Below are 17657 nucleotides of genomic sequence, written 5' to 3'. Positions count from 1 at the left end.
GCGTAGTTGATGTAGCGTTAGCTGCGCTTTTTTTATATGTAATTTAAAACATAAACCAACAATCAAAAGCCCAACGTTTGGGTAACGCCAAAATATTACTAATTAAAAATAAGTAGCGTATTTCCAGTTTGCTCTACACGATAACGTCTTAATGCGCAACGAGGTGTGGGCGTTTCGGAATTTGTATCTTCTAGAGGCAAACCGTTAAAAAGGCTAAATCTATTTTTGTCATCACATCCACATTCTCCAATAACGCCATTTATGGTAAGAATTGAACAAGTATCGAAAGTATGATTTGGGTCTGCGGCATCAAAAGCTGCATAACCACTACCTACATTTGTAATAATTATACCGCCATTTCCAGCGTTTTGAATATACACTCGATTACTCGGAGATTGGAGTTTGATGTATTGTGGAAAATTGAGGTTAATAGATTCGTTTACGCCAATATCCAATAAAAATCTACAATTTTCATTATCTACAGAATTACTGCTACAAGTAGTTAAAACCAAGAGACTCAATAGGGCAAAAAATATTCTCATAAAACGTTAAAAATTAGAATGCTAATTTACAACAAAAACAAAACGGACTTAAATATTTTGTATATTTGCAGCACAATCTCGTGTAAGCGGGATTTTTTTGATGCTGCCCCGAAAATCATCGGGAGTTCCAGCATCTTTTTAATTTAAACGATGAAGTTATGAGTAAAGTATCTTACTATACGCCAGAAGGGTTGAAAAAATTAAGAGAGGAGTTAAAACAACTTAAAGATGTAGAGCGCGTAAAGGCCTCTAGGGCAATTGCCGAAGCCAGAGATAAAGGGGATTTAAGTGAAAATGCTGAGTATGATGCTGCAAAAGAAGCACAAGGAATGCTAGAGATGCGTATTTCTAAACTGGAAGATGCTTTGGCTGGTGCTCGTGTTATTGATGAGTCACAGTTAGATAATTCTAAAGTTTTAGTGCTTTCTAAAGTGAAAATAAAAAATCAAACCAATGGTATGGAAATGAATTATACTTTGGTGGCTGATGGTGAAGCAGATTTAGCTTCGGGTAAAATTTCTGTAAATTCTCCTATCGGAAAAGGTTTATTAGGGAAATCTGTAGGGGATGTTGCCGAAATTCAAGTACCTAATGGTGTCATGAAATTTGATGTTATTGAAATTTCTAGGTAAATTAAATTAATTATGGGTTCAATTTTTACAAAAATAATCAACGGAGAAATTCCGTGTTATAAAATTGCTGAAACTGATGATTTTTTGGCATTTTTAGATGTAAATCCCAACAACATAGGGCATACACTTTGTATTCCAAAACAAGAAGTGGATAAACTATTTGATTTAGATAAAGCAACTTACAATGGGTTAATGCAATTTTCTAGAAAAGTGGCGTTAGCTCTTAAAAAGGCTGTACCGTGCAAGCGTATTGGTGTAAGTGTTATTGGTCTTGAAGTACCACATGCACATGTACATTTAATTCCGTTACAATCTATGGATGATGCTCGTTTTATAAATAAAGTAAAGATGACTCCTGAAGATTTTCAAAATACTGCCGAAGCTATAAAAGCTCACTTGTAGTTTTATTCTAAATACAAAGTGAACAGGATTATTCCTGAGAAAACTAATATTATTCCAGTAATAACAATCCCCCAAAATAACTTTTTAAAGGATCTTGATGTAGGTCTGGGTGTAAATGCTTTTTGTTGATATTCAAACATGCGTTCTATATCATCAGTCCATCTTTCTGGATAAATAATACTATCACATTTTGTGCAATTTATTTCATGCTTTATTTCGTTTGTGATGGATTTATGAAATGAATTTTCTACGAATTTCTGTTTAAAAACAAGATTTAAACCATCCTTACTAAAACATTCGGGACAGTTGTTTTTCAAGGCAACTTTTTTTATCGGAATAAGCTTTTCAGTTGTCATGCGTTAGAGCGTTTTAAACTAATCTGGATTGTAGTACCTTTTCCAATGGTAGATTCTAATACTTTAATTTTTCCGTTATGGAAATCTTCAATAATACGTCTTGTAAGAGATAAACCTAAACCCCAACCTCTCTTTTTGGTGGTGTAACCAGGCTCGAATATTCTATTATAGTTTTTCTTTGAGATGCCTTTGCCTGTATCAGTAACTGAAATTTTCACATTACTTTCTAATTGCGAAATTTCAAGTTTAAGCTTACCTCTACCTTTCATGGCATCAATGGCATTTTTTACAAGGTTTTCAATGGTCCAACTGTACAATTGTTTATTAATTTCAACAGGAATCTTTTCATTAGGAACGATGAGTTCAAATTCGATTAAATCTGAAGAGCGTCGTTTTAAATAATCGTAAGAATTGATGGTTTCTTCAACAATATCAGTTTTCTCAAGTGTTGGTAAAGACCCTATTTTACTGAAACGTTCTGTAATAGTTTGCAACCTGTCAATATCTTTTTCAATTTCAACAATATAATCAGGGTTTATGTTTTCGGTTTTTAAAATCTCAGTCCAACCTATCAAAGACGATAAAGGCGTACCTATTTGATGTGCAGTTTCCTTTGCCATCCCAGACCATAACTTGTTTTGGGAAGCGTTCTTGCTGCTCTTATAAAAAAAGAAAATAACACTACCAAACAAAAATATTATAAGAAGTAAAGCCAAAGGATAGTACTTTAATTTATTTAAAAGTGGTGAATTACCATAATATATTGTGGAGAATACTTTACCCTTATGTTTTATTTCAATAGGGTTGTTTTCACTTTCAAAACGGTTAATTAGTTTTTGAACAAACTCTGGGTTATTTAATTTTTTTTCATCGAAATTATTATGATTTGAAATAGAGCCGTCGCTATTAATTACTAGCATTGGCGTTGTATTATTACTCCCTAATATTTTTAATATCAAATTTATATTGGTATTTGTATCAGAGTTCACAAACTCATCTTGAGCAAACGCCCAATTTTCCATTTTTATACGTTCTTCCTCTTTAAAATTTTGAAAAAACACATACGTATTCCATAAAATAAGTGATACAATAATGAAAGATACAGCAATCATTACCCATCGGAATGTATTAGAGTATTTGGTAAAAATCATTCAAATTTTGATTAATCAGTAATATAATGCAATTCTGTTAATATTATTGTGCTAGTTGTTAGTAAATCGGTTTTTAGATGAATACAAGAATAGTTACATTTGTTCAAATTGAAAAATTAGATGGCATCATTTGATCCAAAATCATTATCAACCAGTAAATTACATGGTTATTTGCTGAGTGCTATTGCTCCAAGACCAATAGCTTTTGCGAGTACTTTAGATGCTGATGGAAACCCAAATTTATCACCATTTAGTTTTTTTAACGTGTTTAGTGCAAACCCGCCAATTTTAATTTTTTCACCAGCTCGAAGAGGAAGAGATAACACCACAAAACATACGTTACATAATGTTGAAACCACAAAAGAAGTTGTAATAAATGTTGTAAATTATGATTTAGTGCATCAAATGTCCTTAACAAGTGCTGAATATGCCGAAGGTGTTAATGAGTTTGAAAAGGCAGGCCTAACAATGCTGAAATCAGATAAAGTAAAACCATTTAGAGTTGCTGAATCGCCTGTGCAGCTTGAATGTAATGTTAATGAAGTAGTGCAATTAGGAACTGAAGGTGGTGCAGGGAATTTAGTGATTTGTGAAGTGCTTAAATTCCATATAGATGATGAGTTTTTAGACGCAGACGAAACTATTAACCAAAAGAAACTGGATTTAGTTGCCAGAGCTGGAGGTAGTTTTTATAGTAGAGCAAATAAAGGCTTTTTTGAAATTCCTAAACCATTGTCGAAATTAGGAATTGGAGTTGATAATTTTCCTGATCATGTTAGAAATAGTATGATTTTGACAGGAAATAATTTAGGAATGTTGGCAAATGTTGAAGCATTACCAACTAAAAAAGAGGTTGAAGAGTTTGTGAAAGACTCTGGGTCGCGTTATCCAAAAATTAAAGAAGCATCGCATAGAGAAAAACACACATTGGCGCGTAAATATTTAAGCTATGGTGATGTGCAAAGTGCTTGGAAAATATTATTAAGCTAATTAAATAAAGTCCCTGCGAAAGCGAGGATCTGAATAAAACTATTAAAATTAATATAGATTAAATAAATAAGTAAATGGAAGTTCAAGGAAGAATTAAAATGGTTGGTGAGACCCAAACTTTTGGGAGTAACGGATTTAGAAAAAGAGAGATTGTTGTAACTACAGAAGAGCAATATCCACAACATATTATGGTGGAGTTTGTACAAGATAAAACAGACTTGTTAAACAATTACCAAGTAGGACAACAAGTAAAGATTAATATCAATTTACGTGGTAGAGAATGGGTAAATCCGCAAGGAGAAACTAAATATTTTAACTCTATTCAAGGTTGGAGAATTGAAGCTTTACAACAAGAAACTGGTGGAGAAAACATGCCTCCTGTACCTCCTGCTGATGCTTTTGAGCCTGCTGGAGATTTAAATAAAGAAGATCACGACGATTTACCGTTTTAATTATAAAAACGAAACAGTTGTTATCCTGAAATTATCTCAGGATAAATTAAAAGCTAACCTCAATGTTTCATAAGACATTGAGGTTTCTTATTTTTATAAAAAATTTGCAAGCCCTAAATTAATTTGTCGTGAAATTCTTAACAGAGGAATTATCATTTCCAAACGTAACCGAAGCTAACGAAGATGGTATTCTTGCCATTGGTGGCGATCTTTCTGTTGCACGATTGTTATTGGCATATCGCTCTGGAATATTTCCTTGGTTTGAAACTGATGAACCTATTTTATGGTGGTCTCCAGACCCGCGTTTTGTACTATTTCCTAAAGAAACTGAAAGTCTCCAAAAGTATGAATCAAGTTCTACGAAATAAAGAATACAAAGTTACAATCAACAAAGCTTTTGAAAACGTAATTACAGCATGTGCTCTTACAAAACGTAACGGACAAATGGGGTCATGGATTACTAAAAATATGATTACAGCATATACTGAATTATATGAATTAGGTTATGCAAAATCTGTTGAGGTTTGGGATGATCACGAATTAATTGGCGGACTTTACGGTATCGATTTAGGCAACGGTATTTTTTCTGGAGAAAGCATGTTTTCAAAAGTAAGTAATGCAAGTAAAGTTGCTCTCATCAGTTTTATTAAGAATACAAATTATAAATTAATAGATTGCCAAGTATACACAAATCATCTTAAAAGCTTAGGGGCTGAAGAAATTTCGAGAGATGTATTTTTAAACTATATGAAAAGTTAAAGCCTTCTCTTTTGAAAATATTTAGCAATTACGTCAAAACGTGGAGTTGAAAATTATTGAGAAATAAAAAGACGTATATACATTATTAATCACCCCCACTAAATCCTTAAAATAGCAGAAGTCAAAACAAATAAATTATGTTTTGCAATCAAATTAAAAGCTTCAAATCGATGTTCCAAACCAGTTTGTAATTTTAAATCTTCATTAATTTGCCACCCTATTTGTGACGAAATTCTAATGTCGGTTTCTGGTTGGTCTGGTTTACTTAAACTTAATAAACCTTCAACGGCACTCACTAAATAAGCTTCTCCAATATCCAGTTTTTCACCATTCAAAGGAAAATCTACTGCAAATCGGTATCGTTGTCTGAAAATTGTTTTAGTGCCTAGAATGCGTTGTTCGGCTCTGAATCTATGACCGTAACGCACACCTAATTTTTGTTTGATAAAGTTAAATTGTTGAGTAAAACGAATTTCATCGCTGCCTGTTTCAAACCAATCTCTGTTTCGGTAATACACACCAAAACTTAATTTATGATTGTAATTCAGTTTAAACGTAGAAAAATGATACACATCTACCTGTTGTTGTTGGTATTGTAAACCATCATCATTATACAATACATATCGGCTTCTAAATGCGAAATTCATACTGTATTCTTTAGAAACCTTATGATTTAAGGATACTACAGATTCTCCTAAAGATGTAAAATTGCTCTGCGCAAAAAACATTGAGCAAGTAAAATAGAATATGCATACACATAATTTTTTAATACAATGCATGCTCGTATGATGATGAGGTTACTATTCTAGATATTTCGAATTCCCCGTTTTTATCAAAAATAAATTCTCTTAACTCGTGTTTTTGCTTTGTTTTAATTTCAGCTATAATTTCAAAATGAGTATGTTTATCGTTTGGATTATCTACAATATGCTGAATGAATTGTTTATCAGATTTATTTGTGTAGTTCACATACCTTTTCTGAATCTTTAGCAACCGTGCTTTTTTAAAATTGCCATCAAAATATTTTGAGATTTCAGCTAGTGTGTTTTTTGGAATGTATTTTTCTTTTATAACAATTTCAATATCCTCTAGTTTTCCAAGCGTATCAAATTCAAGACTATAATACAGCTTATTTATTTTGAATTTAACTTCGAAACTATGTTTTTCACCATCAGTTTCTTTATAAAATTTCAGGTATTTTACATCATGAGAAATGGTATTAAAATACGTTTGGGCAACTTTTGGAAATTCAGAAATAGAAATTCGTTCTTCTCTTTCATATTTGCTTTGAGAATTACATATCGAAATAGAAACTAAAAATATGATAATGCTAAACCTCTTCATATCTAAAACAACTAGTTTCATGGTCGTTTACCATTCCAGTAGCCTGCATGTGCGCATAAACCACAGTAGAACCTACAAATTTAAACCCACGCTTTTTTAAATCTTTACTTATGGTATCACTTAATGGCGTATTTGCTGGTGCTTTTTTATAATCGGTTAGTGTATTTTTTATAGGTTTACCATTTACAAAGCTCCAAATGTAATTACTAAAACTTCCAAATTCATCTTGAATTTTCATGAAGGCATGCGCATTGGTAATGGTAGCTTTAACTTTTAGTTTATTACGAATAATACCAGCATCTAATAATAAACTATCAATTTTATCTTGATTGTAGTTTGCAATTTTTTTATAGTCGAAGTTATCAAAAGCTTTTCGAAAATTTTCACGTTTTCTTAATACGGTTATCCAACTTAATCCAGCCTGAAAGGTTTCTAAAATTAAAAATTCAAATAATGTATCGTCATCATAAATAGGCACACCCCATTCTTCATCATGGTAGGCTTCATATAAAGTATCACCTTCACACCAACCACATCTGGATTTTTTAGCACTTATTTTTTCAGAATTTTTAATGTCTCACCGTTTTTTATTTTTAAAACATACAATCCAGATGGGTAATTTGCAACAGATAGGATTGAGCCTCTTCCCTGATTCAATTTCTTTCCGAGTGTATTAAAAATAGTCCATTCTTTTTCAGAACTTAAATTCACTACACCATCTGTAGGATTAGGATAAATATAAAAAATAGTTTTGTTAGGTATGTCATTTACACTTAATAAATTCGCAGATAACCATTTGGCAGCATTTTGAGCACTAACAGCTCCAGAGTTATTAAAACTACCTCCCGAAAATATTTTATCAGTACCATCACTATCTTTAGCAAAAGCCATAGTGTTCACCTTAACATCAACACCCACATTGGTATTTGTACCTAGAGCTTTCCATCCCTCGGTTTCGTTCCATTTTGCTATATTATTAACAATAATGCTATTATTTAAATCAATATTACTAGTATCAAAAGTCCCTCCTACGTACAAGTTTACTCCATCATGGATTAAACTAGTTACGAGGTTACTTACTCCATTTCCTAATGCAGACCAACTATTTCCTACTTTATTCCATTTTGCAACTCTGTTTACAGTTATACCTCCAGCTAGTGCAAAATTCCCCCTACAAAAACATCAGTAGGTGTTACAGTAATAGCTTCAACAAATCCACTTGTTCCAGAGCCTAAAGTTCCCCAATTAGTACCGTCCCAAGTTGCAATTCTGTTTGCAGTATTACCACCAGCTTCGTCAAAATTTCCACCAACATATAAAACTCCATTACTATCAATGTCTAAAGATCTAATTTCATTATTAGTTCCAGAACTAGCATTTGTAGTATCAGTTAATTGAGACCAAGATGTTCCGTTCCATAGTGCAATATTTCGCACAGTCATTCCATCAACAGTTTCAAAAGCACCACCAACATAAAGATTGTTACTAGAATCCAACTCTAATGCAGCAACAGGTCCATCAACTCCCGAGCCTAAAGCAGACCATGAAGTACCGTTGTAAACAGCAATATTTTTAGCTGAAACACCATTTACTTCAGTAAAAGCACCTCCTATATATAGTATGCCTCCTGGTGTTATTTTTAAAGTATTTACTGATCCATTAGTTCCTGTACCAAGAGATTGCCACCCTGAAGTTTCATTCCAAATTGCGATATCAGAAATATTTGTATTTCCTGCTTGACTAAAATCACCCCCAAAGCAAACATCTCCATTTGAACTTGCGTATACAGCATTAACAACGCCATCGATACCTTCTTCTAGAGTATTCCATTTTCCAATACCATTAACTGCAGTTCCTGCAGGCGGAGTTGTACCATCAACTAGTTTATAAATCTTGGCATTAGTTCCATAATCACTAAAATACAATTCACCATTTTTATCAACTCCAAAAGAAGAAACCGCTTCTCCATTAGTTTTAAATAAAAGAGTACTGCTTGAAGCTCCTGTAGTAGGATTGTAGTTTAAAGCCCACACTCTACCACTTACAAAGTCTCCAAAAATATATTTCGAAGAAATACTGGGATTTAAACTTGTTATTTCAGAACCTCTATAAACGTAACCTCCAGTAATTGATCTATCTCCTTGAGACCTCCCATAAAAAAATATAGGACTTTCGGTAGAACCAGTTATTGTTACATTGTTTACCAAAGTATTAGCCTCAAAACGCTTCCAACCATAATTTGAACCATTGGTAATGATGTTAATTTCTTCAAATCTGCCTTGGCCTACATCTGCTCCCCAAATTGTTCCTGTAATATTATCAATAGAAAATTTCCATGTATTTCTAATACCATAGGCAAAAATTTCATCTAAACCAGCACTACCAACAAGCGGGTTATCACTAGGTATTTCATAATTTCCATTGGGTAAATCTGGATTAGTTTCAACTGGATTACTACCATCAACATCAACATCTATTCTGCAAATAGAACCAAACACGTTTGTTAGATTTTGAGCATTACCTTGTGGGTCGTTTGCGCCACCTCCATCACCAAAAGAAATATAGAGGTAATTATCTGTACCAAAAGCAATTTTACCCCCATTGTGATTACTATTTAATTGGTTTTTGTCAAATTGAAAAATAACCAGTTCGCTACTTGCATCAGCGCTATTAGCATCCCCACTATTAACTGAAAACCGTGAGAGTACCATTTTAATATCTACTCCAGATATATTGCTATCGGCAGTATAGTAAACATAAAAATAACCGTTGTTTTCATAATCAGGATGAAAAGCCAAACCTAATAAACCAATTTCTTGTCCATTTATAAAGCGTACTCTGTCACTAATATCTAAAAACGTATCGACATCTACAGAGCTTACGGTTGATGTTCTAGGAAACACTTTTATTTTACCATCTTGTTCTAAAACAAACATACGGTCACTACCATCAGGAGGTGATTGGATTTCTACAGGAAAACTAAAATCTATGTTTGGAAATGCAGATTCGTAAGTGATTTGCGAATTAATTAATAGCGGGCATGATAATGCAACGAATAACTTGAGGAGTGTCTTTTTCATATTAGATTTATTCTTAGGGAGTTACAAAAGTACGATAAAAAATTCATTTTGTCTATGAAATGATTTTTTTGTAAGATTATATATTCAAAAATATGGTTTTATATGAACAACTTTATTAAACTAAAATTGTTAGCTATTCATGTCTTTACTAAAATTCACATGTTAGTATTAGACACAATTAACTTTAAAAAGTCACTTTTATATTTTAATTTTAAAAGACATGTAAGGTGTAAATAAATTTGAAGACAAATTATTTCAATCAATTTTTTTGTTAACTCAATTAAGCATAATGAATTCAATTATAAAAAATAGTCTAGAAAGAAGTATTTCATACCAAGATTATAGAGATTTGGTACATGATTTAGCTGAAGAGCACGATACTTCTGGCTTAGAAAAAACAGAAGCTTTAATTAATTATACAAAACTCAACGATAGACGCATGAAGCGTTGGGATAAAACGGTAAAAGTATCTGAAGAAGCTCAAACTAAAATTTCTAAATTCAATCAAAAGATAACATGGTTAATTATTACTGAAAGTTGGTGTGGAGATGCTGCTCACGTGATACCTGTACTTAATAAATTGGCTCAATTGAATGTTAATATTGATTTAAAAATAGTATTTCGTGATGAAAACCTTGAGTTAATGGATTTATTTTTAACTAATGGTGGTAGAGCAATCGCGAAATTGATTATGATTGATGATAAAACAGGAGAGGTATTGAATACCTTTGGACCAAGACCTAGTGAAGCAACTGCAAATGTAGCAAATTACAAAGCTGAACATGGAAAGCTAACTCCAGAGTTTAAGGAAGAGCTGCAAATCTGGTATAACAAAAATAAAGGGCAGAATATTATTGAGGATATATCGCAATTATTGTGTGATTTAGAATCTAAAATTTGTGTATAGAAATATCCATTTGAGTATTTTATTTTCATAGACATGACAAAAATCAGCTAATAGAGAAGTACAATCTTCTAAATTTGGCAATCCATAAAAATCTTTGTCATGAAATCTATAATTGAAACTAGTTTAGAAAACAGTATGTCTTATTGGACATACCGTAATTTGACTGAAACACTTGTATTAAAAGTGAAAGTACTGGAGATGAACAATCTCAGTCATTAATTAATTACACTAAGCTTAATGATAGACGCATGAAACGCTGGGATAAAACTCTAAAAGTTTCAGACCAAGCTAAAAAGATAATCACAGCTTTTGATATCAAAACCACTTGGTTAGTTATTGCTGAAAGTTGGTGTGGAGATGCTGCACATGTTCTACCTGTTCTAAATAAATTAGCAGAATTAAACACCAAAATTAATTATCGCGTTGTTCTTAGAGATGAAAACCCTGAATTAATGGATGCTTTTTTAACTAATGGAAATAAAGCTATCCCTAAGTTGATTATTATTGATAGTAAAACAAAGGAAGTACTTACTACTTATGGCCCCAGACCAAGTGAAGCAGCAGGATATGTTAAAAGGTTTATAGCTAAAAATGGAATTCTTACTGCAGGTTTTAAAGAAGATTTACAACATTGGTATAACAAAAATAAAGGGCAAAATATAATGGATGATATAACGGGAATTCTTTGTGAATTTCAATCTATGGCTTGCCAATAAAATTAAAAGTAATTGAGCCTATTTGTTTGTCTTTTGAAACATCTTCACTAAATCGAGCATCTTTTGCATATTGAAGTGCATGTTCTACCAAACATTCATTTGATGATGTTGAAGATGTATTTACATAAGCATCAATAACATCTCCGTTTGAATTTACAGTAATATTGATTACTATTTTTCCGCCATTTTCACATAAATAAACAGGTGTAGGCAAATAATAATGTGAGCGATTTACTAAAGAATAAGACATGGTGCTTTTTGTGTTAGCCCCATCCTCTTTTTGCTTTTTTAATAGCTCATTTACTTTACTAAAAGAGGACATATCCTTATTTTTTAACTTGGCAGCATTAGAGTTTTGGTATTTCGCTTTATAACTATTAATTGCATCAGAGTTATTGAATTCACTATGTTCTGGCACGTAATCTTCGGGTGGTGCAATAGTTTTATATGCCTGGGCAAAATGTTTGTTGTTTTTTGTTTCGTTGAAAGCCTTATTTGTTTCAGCTTTAGCATTATTTTGATTATCTAAAGCTTCTTTAATCTTTATTTCTTCTTCTGTAAGTTCTTTTTCAGGCTCAATATCATAGAAAGTTTCAGCAATAATAGTGTCATGTTTTTTTAGGCTAAGATTAAAAATAGACATAACTACCGTTCCTGTAATAAGAAAGGTTAATAGTAGGGCTTTATGTTGATCTGTTAGGTTCAAATCTGGGATTTAGCAATGCTTTTGTGTTGAAATATACGTAAAAATAAACTGTTTAGTCTTTTAGGCTTTCTATGAAGGTAGCAATAGACGTGCCATTTTCAACATTAAAGTCGCCAATTTTGGTACGTCTAAGCGCTGAAAGATGTGCGCCAGAATTTAATGCTTTTCCAAAATCATTAGCTAAAGAGCGAATATAGGTGCCTTTACTACAAACAACTCTGAAGTCAATATTTAACCCATCAATTTTAGTAATCTCAAATTCTGAAATATTTATAGTCCTCGATGGAATATCTACATGTTCTCCTGCCCTTGCAAATTCGTACAATCGCTTCCCATCTTTTTTTAAGGCTGAAAAAACCGGCGGAAACTGCTGAATTTCCCCTATAAATTGTTTGGTCGTATCGTGGATTAAATCTTCAGAAATATGTTCTGTCGGAAAAGTAGTTTCAATTTCCGTTTCTAAATCAAAAGAAGGTGTTGTACTGCCTAAAACAAAAGTACCAGTATATTCTTTTACTTGGCCTTGAAATGTATCAATTTGCTTGGTCATTTTCCCTGTACAAACCACCAATAAACCAGTTGCTAGAGGGTCTAGTGTGCCAGCATGACCAACTTTTATTTTTTTTATATTGAAGGCTTGACGGATTTCCCAACGTAGTTTGTTTACCACTTGAAATGACGTCCAATTTAAAGGTTTATCAATTAATAAAACCTGACCAGAAAGATAATTTTCAGCAGTCATACTAATTCGCTAAAGCAAAAATTATAGCAATAACACCAACGATAACACAGTAAATTGCGAAATAAGAAAGTTTGCTTTTCTTCACTAAAGCAATCATCCATGTACAAGCAAATAACCCAGCTACAAAAGCAGCTACAAAACCTACTGATAGCGCTGTGATGTTCTGACTTTCAGTTGAAATATCTCCGCTTAAAATATCTTTAGCAATTTTACCAAAAATTAAAGGCACAACCATTAAAAAAGAAAAACGAGCGGCTTTAGTTTTATCGTTTCCTAATAACACCGAAGTAGAAATAGTTGCTCCAGAACGTGAAATACCAGGAAGCATTGCAATAGCCTGCGAAATTCCAATTACAAAAGCATTACTGAACGTTACTTTTTTATTAGTGTCTTTAGCCTTGTCGGCTAGAAAAAGTAATAAAGCTGTTACAATTAACATACAACCTACTAAAAGAATGTTGCCTCCAAAAAGCGCTTCTAACTGTTCTTCAAAAAACAAGCCAACAATTACAGCAGGAACCATCGATACTATAATTTTTGCTAGAAATTGCATATCCTCATTCCATTGAAATTTTAAAATGCCTTTAATAATATCTAAAATATCTTTTCTAAAAACCACTATGGTGCTTAAAGCTGTTGCAAAATGAAGCACAACTGTAAACAATAAACTTTCTTCTGGCACAGAATTATCACCCAAAATAGCTTTTCCTAATTCTAAATGCCCACTAGAAGAAACAGGTAAAAACTCTGTAAGTCCCTGAATAATACCTAATATAATTGCGTCTATGATATCCATGTCGCAAAAATATTAAAATAGTGTTATAAATACCTTTTAATCGTTTAAACTTTAAAAATAGGAGTTGTATTTTAGATGAATGAAGATTGTTATTGCTCCTGATAAGTTTAAAAACTCATTAACTGGGTTAGAGTTTTGTAATGCCGTTGCAAATGGCATTCGTGAAATAGCACCTAATCTAGAAATAATAAAACTTCCCTTAGCTGATGGTGGCGATGGCACTATTAAAGTAGTAAATTATTATTTGAAAGGAGAAATGATTGATGTAATAGTAAGCAATCCGTTTTTTCAACCTGTTCAAGCTTCATATTTATATTCTGAAGCGTCAAAAACTGCATTTATCGAAATGGCAGAAGCTTCTGGTATAAAACTTTTAAAACCTGAAAAATTCGATTGTAAAAATGCTACAACTCTAGGGACAGGCGAAATGATTCTAGATGCCATCAATAAAGGCGCTTCAAAAATTATTTTAGGTATTGGCGGTAGTGCAACCAACGATTGTGGTATTGGTATGGCAACCGCGTTAGGTTTTCGGTTTTTAGATAAGAACAATAATAAAATAAAACCTATTGGAGCAAATTTATCACAGATAACATCAATTGATGTTTCCAATTTACATGATAAATTATATGAAGTTGATTTTAGAGTAGCATGCGATGTTACCAACCCACTTTATGGAAAAAATGGTGCAGCACATATGTATGGTGCACAAAAAGGGGCAACTTCTGGCGATATTGAATTATTGGATAAAGGACTAAGTCATTTTTCAAAAATTTTAAATGCAGTTTTTAATATCGATTCTCAATCTGTAAAAGGGGCTGGAGCTGCAGGAGGTATGGGTATTGCTTCAAAAGTATTTCTAAATGGTAAATTAGAACCAGGGATTCAGTTGATTAAAAATTTAGCTCAATTCGATGCTAAACTAGAAAACACCGATTGGATTATTACTGGCGAAGGTAAATTGGATACTCAAACCATGTCTGGAAAAACGATTCAAGGCGTATTGGTTTCCGCGAAAGCAAAACATATAAAATTAGCCGCTTTTTGTGGCGCTATAGATTTAGAAGGCAATAATCCAGAAGATTTTGGAATAGAATATGCCGATGCTGTGATGAATTACGCTGAAAATTTTGAAGACGCGATGAAAAATGGGTATTATTACGTAAAAAAAATGACAAAGGTATTCGCGAATGATTTTTTAAAATAACCCTTATAAATTGAAAATTATAATATGGAATTATATCCTTTAAAGTTTAATCCAGTTTACAGTTACCGTATTTGGGGTGGTGATAAATTAAAAACAATTTTAAATAAAAACTATCAAGAAGATTCTATTGGAGAATCTTGGGAGGTTTCAGATGTTGAGGGTTATAAAACAAAAGTGTCTGAAGGTTACTTGAAAGGACAGACTTTAAAGCAACTCATAAAGACATTTAAAGCCGATTTTGTTGGTAATAGTGTTTATAATAGTTTTGGAAATGATTTTCCTTTATTGATTAAATTTATTGATGCAAAAACACCACTATCCATTCAAGTACATCCTAGTAATGAGTTAGCAAAAGTACGTCATAATTCGTTTGGTAAAAATGAAATGTGGTATGTAATGCAAGCTGAAGAAAATGCTGAATTAATTATTGGTTTCAACAAAAAAACAAAAAGAAAAGTTACCAGACACATCTTAATGATTCAACTTTAACTGAAATTTTAAATATTGAAAAGGTTGACAAAGGAGACACCTTTTATATTCCAACAGGAAGAGTTCATGCTATAGGAGCAGGTGTTTTATTGGCCGAAATCCAACAAACATCTAACATAACATATCGAATTTATGATTATGATAGAGTTGATGCTAAAACTGGCAAAAAAAGAGAACTTCATACTAATATGGCAATGGATGCTATTGATTTTAATTATTACAAGGATTACAGAACAGAATACTCAATAAATGATAATGTTTCAAATAAATTAGTGCACTCGCCTTATTTTAAAACTAATATCTTAAGCGTTTCAAAAACAATGAACATGGACTATTCTACAAGAGATAGTTTTGTAATTTATATGTGTGTTGAAGGTCATCTTGAAGTTGAGTATAACGATAAAATTTATAATCTTCAAATGGGTGAAACTCTAGTAATTCCAGCTATAATAAATCAACTAAATCTCTTTGGAACTAAAGCAAAGCTTTTAGAAATATATCTATAATTACTTCTTATCAGGATTCAACAAAATAGCATAAATCTGAATACCAAAACCAATTAACACTAAAGTTGGTGCTAAACGAATACGTCTCCAATGGAATATTTCAGGATTAAAAACATTTGGGTCGTCACTTCCGCCGCCAGACATTAAAATAAAGCCAAGTGCAATAAAAGCTAAACCAATAAACATGAATTTGTAATTTTTTTTGCCAAATACAAAAACAGGTTTTGCGTTTTCTTTACGTTTTTTTTCTCCCATGACTTAATTTCAATATGAATGCAAATTAACTGATTTATTTTAACCCAATGTGTTAATGATTTTTTAATTTTTAATCAAATGAGTTTAAAACTAGAAGCAACTTTGTCGTAAAGGGGCTTGTATTTATTGAAATTTTCTTCAGTTGACATGAGTGTCATCATATATGATTCATTATTGATGAACGTATAATACATCATGTTTTTTCTATTCTCCCCATTAATTCTACTTTGAGTTTCAACTATAAGTTTCTTAAATTTTACTCCGTTGATAGAAATTATTGATTCCTCAAGAATTTTAAATTTTTGTTTATAATAACCTTCAAGCAGTCCGATATATTCTAGGTATGCATCATTAAAACTGCTTTTATCAGTTTTTACGTGTTTCATACCAATTGCTTCTACTGGATTAGACTCCTCTTTAGTTTTAGGTTTTAAAACCATTAAACTCATTGAATCAAATGAAAAATTCTTATCGTCCCAATCTTTAGGTATTTTTATTTCGTATCCTTTTTCTTTTACAATTTTATTTACAAGTTCTTGAGAATAAGATTGTGAAATAAAGAAGAGAAGGGCAAAAAGTAAAAATTGCTTACACATGCTTTTTAGGTTTTTTATTAAAATTAACTAATAATACAACTCATCCGTCTTCAAATTCAAAAAGCGTTGTGTCGCAAAATGCGTGCTTATCCAAGTAATTACAATGCCTAACGCAAAAATTACTACAAACAAAACTATCATTAAAATTGGGTTTGCCAATAACTCTAATTCAGGGAATGTTTTGTTGACATAATACAGTACAATTGCCATTCCTATTAAAGCTAAAACAGCACCAATAACACCTAAACGCACACTTTTCCAAACAAACGGGCGACGAATAAATCGTTTTGTAGCCCCAACCATTTGCATCGTTTTTATGGTAAATCGTTTTGAATAAACAGCCAATCGTAATGAGCTATTAATGAGTAAAACAGCTATTAATGTGAATAAGCCACTAAGCACCAACACCCAAAAACTGATTTTCTTTACATTATCGTTCATAAGGTTTACCAAATCATTATCATAAGTAACTTCTTCAACAAAAGTTTTATTTAAAGCTTCGGCTGAAATTTTTTCTAAATGCTCTGAGGTTACAAAATCTGCTTTCAAATGCACATCGATAGAATTTTGTAACGGATTATAACCCACAAAATCCATAAAATCTTCGCCATTTTCGGCTTTCATAAATGCTGCAGCTTGCTCTTTGGAGACATATTCGGTAGATTTTACGTAATCTGCCATCGCTAAACTCTTTTCTAGTTGCTTGCGTTCAACTTCTTTAGCGGTATCTTTTAAGTAAATGGTAACTACAACTTGCTCCTTAAAATGGTCGGAAACTTTTTTTGCATTTACTACTAGCATACCTAGTAAACCTAATAAAAACAATACAAGCGCGATACTTATCACTACCGAAATGTACGAAGAAACAAGCCTGCGTTTTTGATGTTTTTCAAAAGATGAACTCATAAACTAAATGGATTAATGCTGTAAAAATAATAAAGAATTGTGTTTCGTTTAGTATAACAACGTTTAAACTTTCAATAGTGTTATAATAAGTTTAAATTTGCGCCTTAATAAGCGGAATTCATT

The 17657-nt window shown here is 32.1% G+C and carries 23 protein-coding genes and 1 pseudogene; 10 read left to right on the top strand and 14 right to left on the bottom strand.

Annotated elements, in window-relative coordinates; all coding sequences use genetic code 11:
- Positions 1-98 precede the first annotated feature (98 nt).
- Complete coding sequence (locus tag AC0L5U_RS16000) at positions 99-542, bottom strand: Rieske (2Fe-2S) protein (RefSeq protein WP_473417470.1); 444 nt, start codon at positions 540-542, stop codon at positions 99-101.
- 158 nt (positions 543-700) lie between these two features.
- Here AC0L5U_RS16000 and greA point away from each other — a divergent pair, with 158 nt between their 5' ends.
- Together greA and AC0L5U_RS15990 are read left to right on the top strand one after the other, a co-directional pair.
- Positions 701-1174: a transcription elongation factor GreA gene (greA, locus tag AC0L5U_RS15995; RefSeq protein WP_473417469.1), complete on the top strand. Its 474-nt coding sequence runs from the start codon at positions 701-703 to the stop codon at positions 1172-1174.
- 12 nt (positions 1175-1186) lie between these two features.
- Positions 1187-1576 carry an HIT family protein gene (locus AC0L5U_RS15990; protein ID WP_473417468.1) on the top strand — a complete coding sequence of 130 codons (390 nt, stop codon included), beginning with the start codon at positions 1187-1189 and terminating at the stop codon, positions 1574-1576.
- A gap of 2 nt (positions 1577-1578) precedes the next feature.
- Here AC0L5U_RS15990 and AC0L5U_RS15985 read toward each other — a convergent pair whose 3' ends face one another.
- Positions 1579-1932 (bottom strand): hypothetical protein, encoded by a 354-nt coding sequence (locus AC0L5U_RS15985; protein WP_473417467.1) that lies wholly within the window; start codon positions 1930-1932, stop codon positions 1579-1581.
- On the bottom strand, positions 1929-3083 hold the full coding sequence (locus AC0L5U_RS15980) for a sensor histidine kinase (protein ID WP_473417466.1): 1155 nt from the start codon (positions 3081-3083) through the stop codon (positions 1929-1931). The genes AC0L5U_RS15985 and AC0L5U_RS15980 overlap by 4 nt, the downstream gene beginning before the upstream one ends.
- A gap of 120 nt (positions 3084-3203) precedes the next feature.
- Here AC0L5U_RS15980 and AC0L5U_RS15975 point away from each other — a divergent pair, with 120 nt between their 5' ends.
- The 3 genes and pseudogenes from AC0L5U_RS15975 to aat all read left to right on the top strand — a co-directional run bounded on the left by AC0L5U_RS15975 (position 3204) and on the right by aat (position 5284).
- Entirely contained in the window at positions 3204-4073 is an 870-nt protein-coding gene (locus AC0L5U_RS15975) for a flavin reductase family protein (RefSeq protein WP_473417465.1), read from the top strand.
- 74 nt (positions 4074-4147) lie between these two features.
- On the top strand, positions 4148-4525 hold the full coding sequence (locus AC0L5U_RS15970; RefSeq protein WP_473417464.1) for a DUF3127 domain-containing protein: 378 nt from the start codon (positions 4148-4150) through the stop codon (positions 4523-4525).
- Positions 4526-4653: 128 nt separating this feature from the next.
- Positions 4654-5284 (top strand): annotated as a pseudogene (aat, locus tag AC0L5U_RS15965) (leucyl/phenylalanyl-tRNA--protein transferase).
- 98 nt (positions 5285-5382) lie between these two features.
- Here aat and AC0L5U_RS15960 read toward each other — a convergent pair.
- The 5 genes from AC0L5U_RS15960 to AC0L5U_RS15940 form a co-directional block, all read right to left on the bottom strand.
- Entirely contained in the window at positions 5383-6012 is a 630-nt protein-coding gene (locus tag AC0L5U_RS15960; RefSeq protein ID WP_473417463.1) for a DUF2490 domain-containing protein, read from the bottom strand.
- 37 nt (positions 6013-6049) lie between these two features.
- Positions 6050-6649 carry a hypothetical protein gene (locus AC0L5U_RS15955; RefSeq protein ID WP_473417462.1) on the bottom strand — a complete coding sequence of 200 codons (600 nt, stop codon included), beginning with the start codon at positions 6647-6649 and terminating at the stop codon, positions 6050-6052.
- Positions 6615-7184, bottom strand: coding sequence for a DNA-3-methyladenine glycosylase I (locus tag AC0L5U_RS15950; RefSeq protein WP_473418313.1), 570 nt, complete (start codon positions 7182-7184; stop codon positions 6615-6617). Before AC0L5U_RS15950 ends, AC0L5U_RS15955 begins: the two co-directional genes overlap by 35 nt.
- Positions 7181-7666, bottom strand: a complete 486-nt coding sequence (locus AC0L5U_RS15945) for a T9SS type A sorting domain-containing protein (protein ID WP_473417461.1) — start codon at positions 7664-7666, stop codon at positions 7181-7183. The genes AC0L5U_RS15950 and AC0L5U_RS15945 overlap by 4 nt, the downstream gene beginning before the upstream one ends.
- 116 nt (positions 7667-7782) lie before the next feature.
- A complete protein-coding gene (locus AC0L5U_RS15940) occupies positions 7783-9708 on the bottom strand; it encodes a PQQ-dependent sugar dehydrogenase (RefSeq protein ID WP_473417460.1) in 1926 nt (641 codons plus the stop codon).
- A gap of 289 nt (positions 9709-9997) precedes the next feature.
- Here AC0L5U_RS15940 and AC0L5U_RS15935 point away from each other — a divergent pair, with 289 nt between their 5' ends.
- Both AC0L5U_RS15935 and AC0L5U_RS15930 read left to right on the top strand, forming a co-directional pair.
- Positions 9998-10615, top strand: a complete 618-nt coding sequence (locus AC0L5U_RS15935) for a thioredoxin family protein (protein ID WP_473417459.1) — start codon at positions 9998-10000, stop codon at positions 10613-10615.
- A gap of 248 nt (positions 10616-10863) precedes the next feature.
- Positions 10864-11331, top strand: a complete 468-nt coding sequence (locus AC0L5U_RS15930) for a thioredoxin family protein (RefSeq protein WP_473417458.1) — start codon at positions 10864-10866, stop codon at positions 11329-11331.
- Here AC0L5U_RS15930 and AC0L5U_RS15925 read toward each other — a convergent pair.
- From AC0L5U_RS15925 to uppP, 3 genes are read right to left on the bottom strand one after another with little or no spacing between them, the layout of a single operon-like run.
- Positions 11315-12037, bottom strand: a complete 723-nt coding sequence (locus tag AC0L5U_RS15925) for a hypothetical protein (RefSeq protein WP_473417457.1) — start codon at positions 12035-12037, stop codon at positions 11315-11317. The two genes, AC0L5U_RS15930 and AC0L5U_RS15925, sit on opposite strands and share 17 nt — an antisense overlap.
- 52 nt (positions 12038-12089) lie before the next feature.
- Complete coding sequence (gene truB, locus AC0L5U_RS15920; protein ID WP_473417456.1) at positions 12090-12779, bottom strand: tRNA pseudouridine(55) synthase TruB; 690 nt, start codon at positions 12777-12779, stop codon at positions 12090-12092.
- 1 nt (position 12780) lies between these two features.
- Positions 12781-13575, bottom strand: a complete 795-nt coding sequence (uppP, locus tag AC0L5U_RS15915) for an undecaprenyl-diphosphatase UppP (RefSeq protein ID WP_473417455.1) — start codon at positions 13573-13575, stop codon at positions 12781-12783.
- Positions 13576-13654: 79 nt separating this feature from the next.
- Between uppP and AC0L5U_RS15910 the strand changes: the two genes are divergently transcribed.
- From AC0L5U_RS15910 to AC0L5U_RS15900, 3 genes are all read left to right on the top strand, one after another.
- Complete coding sequence (locus AC0L5U_RS15910; RefSeq protein ID WP_473417454.1) at positions 13655-14782, top strand: glycerate kinase; 1128 nt, start codon at positions 13655-13657, stop codon at positions 14780-14782.
- Between the two features lie 24 nt (positions 14783-14806).
- The gene (locus AC0L5U_RS15905) at positions 14807-15271 is read left to right on the top strand and encodes a type I phosphomannose isomerase catalytic subunit (RefSeq protein ID WP_473417453.1); all 465 of its coding nucleotides are present in this window, start codon (positions 14807-14809) and stop codon (positions 15269-15271) included.
- Between the two features lie 89 nt (positions 15272-15360).
- Positions 15361-15777 (top strand): hypothetical protein, encoded by a 417-nt coding sequence (locus AC0L5U_RS15900; RefSeq protein ID WP_473417452.1) that lies wholly within the window; start codon positions 15361-15363, stop codon positions 15775-15777.
- Here AC0L5U_RS15900 and AC0L5U_RS15895 read toward each other — a convergent pair whose 3' ends face one another.
- The 3 genes from AC0L5U_RS15895 to AC0L5U_RS15885 all read right to left on the bottom strand — a co-directional run bounded on the left by AC0L5U_RS15895 (position 15778) and on the right by AC0L5U_RS15885 (position 17534).
- On the bottom strand, positions 15778-16032 hold the full coding sequence (locus AC0L5U_RS15895; protein ID WP_473417451.1) for a DUF3098 domain-containing protein: 255 nt from the start codon (positions 16030-16032) through the stop codon (positions 15778-15780).
- Between the two features lie 74 nt (positions 16033-16106).
- On the bottom strand, positions 16107-16628 hold the full coding sequence (locus tag AC0L5U_RS15890) for a PsbP-related protein (RefSeq protein ID WP_473417450.1): 522 nt from the start codon (positions 16626-16628) through the stop codon (positions 16107-16109).
- A gap of 27 nt (positions 16629-16655) precedes the next feature.
- On the bottom strand, positions 16656-17534 hold the full coding sequence (locus AC0L5U_RS15885) for a cell division protein FtsX (protein WP_473417449.1): 879 nt from the start codon (positions 17532-17534) through the stop codon (positions 16656-16658).
- Positions 17535-17657 lie beyond the last annotated feature (123 nt).

The organism is Jejuia sp. G7-7, assembly GCF_055808955.1.
This window is presented reverse-complemented; position numbering and strand designations above follow the sequence as displayed.

Excerpts from the sequence above, each read along its gene's own strand:
- AC0L5U_RS16000 (WP_473417470.1), bottom strand. The coding sequence starts at position 542 with ATGAGAATATTTTTTGCCCTATTGAGTCTCTTGGTTTTAACTACTTGT.
- greA (WP_473417469.1), top strand. The coding sequence starts at position 701 with ATGAGTAAAGTATCTTACTATACGCCAGAAGGGTTGAAAAAATTAAGA.
- AC0L5U_RS15990 (WP_473417468.1), top strand. The coding sequence starts at position 1,187 with ATGGGTTCAATTTTTACAAAAATAATCAACGGAGAAATTCCGTGTTAT.
- AC0L5U_RS15985 (WP_473417467.1), bottom strand. The coding sequence starts at position 1,932 with ATGACAACTGAAAAGCTTATTCCGATAAAAAAAGTTGCCTTGAAAAAC.
- AC0L5U_RS15980 (WP_473417466.1), bottom strand. The coding sequence starts at position 3,083 with ATGATTTTTACCAAATACTCTAATACATTCCGATGGGTAATGATTGCT.
- AC0L5U_RS15975 (WP_473417465.1), top strand. The coding sequence starts at position 3,204 with ATGGCATCATTTGATCCAAAATCATTATCAACCAGTAAATTACATGGT.
- AC0L5U_RS15970 (WP_473417464.1), top strand. The coding sequence starts at position 4,148 with ATGGAAGTTCAAGGAAGAATTAAAATGGTTGGTGAGACCCAAACTTTT.
- AC0L5U_RS15960 (WP_473417463.1), bottom strand. The coding sequence starts at position 6,012 with ATGTTTTTTGCGCAGAGCAATTTTACATCTTTAGGAGAATCTGTAGTA.
- AC0L5U_RS15955 (WP_473417462.1), bottom strand. The coding sequence starts at position 6,649 with ATGAAACTAGTTGTTTTAGATATGAAGAGGTTTAGCATTATCATATTT.
- AC0L5U_RS15940 (WP_473417460.1), bottom strand. The coding sequence starts at position 9,708 with ATGAAAAAGACACTCCTCAAGTTATTCGTTGCATTATCATGCCCGCTA.
- AC0L5U_RS15935 (WP_473417459.1), top strand. The coding sequence starts at position 9,998 with ATGAATTCAATTATAAAAAATAGTCTAGAAAGAAGTATTTCATACCAA.
- AC0L5U_RS15930 (WP_473417458.1), top strand. The coding sequence starts at position 10,864 with ATGAAACGCTGGGATAAAACTCTAAAAGTTTCAGACCAAGCTAAAAAG.
- truB (WP_473417456.1), bottom strand. The coding sequence starts at position 12,779 with ATGACTGCTGAAAATTATCTTTCTGGTCAGGTTTTATTAATTGATAAA.
- uppP (WP_473417455.1), bottom strand. The coding sequence starts at position 13,575 with ATGGATATCATAGACGCAATTATATTAGGTATTATTCAGGGACTTACA.
- AC0L5U_RS15910 (WP_473417454.1), top strand. The coding sequence starts at position 13,655 with ATGAAGATTGTTATTGCTCCTGATAAGTTTAAAAACTCATTAACTGGG.
- AC0L5U_RS15905 (WP_473417453.1), top strand. The coding sequence starts at position 14,807 with ATGGAATTATATCCTTTAAAGTTTAATCCAGTTTACAGTTACCGTATT.
- AC0L5U_RS15895 (WP_473417451.1), bottom strand. The coding sequence starts at position 16,032 with ATGGGAGAAAAAAAACGTAAAGAAAACGCAAAACCTGTTTTTGTATTT.
- AC0L5U_RS15890 (WP_473417450.1), bottom strand. The coding sequence starts at position 16,628 with ATGTGTAAGCAATTTTTACTTTTTGCCCTTCTCTTCTTTATTTCACAA.
- AC0L5U_RS15885 (WP_473417449.1), bottom strand. The coding sequence starts at position 17,534 with ATGAGTTCATCTTTTGAAAAACATCAAAAACGCAGGCTTGTTTCTTCG.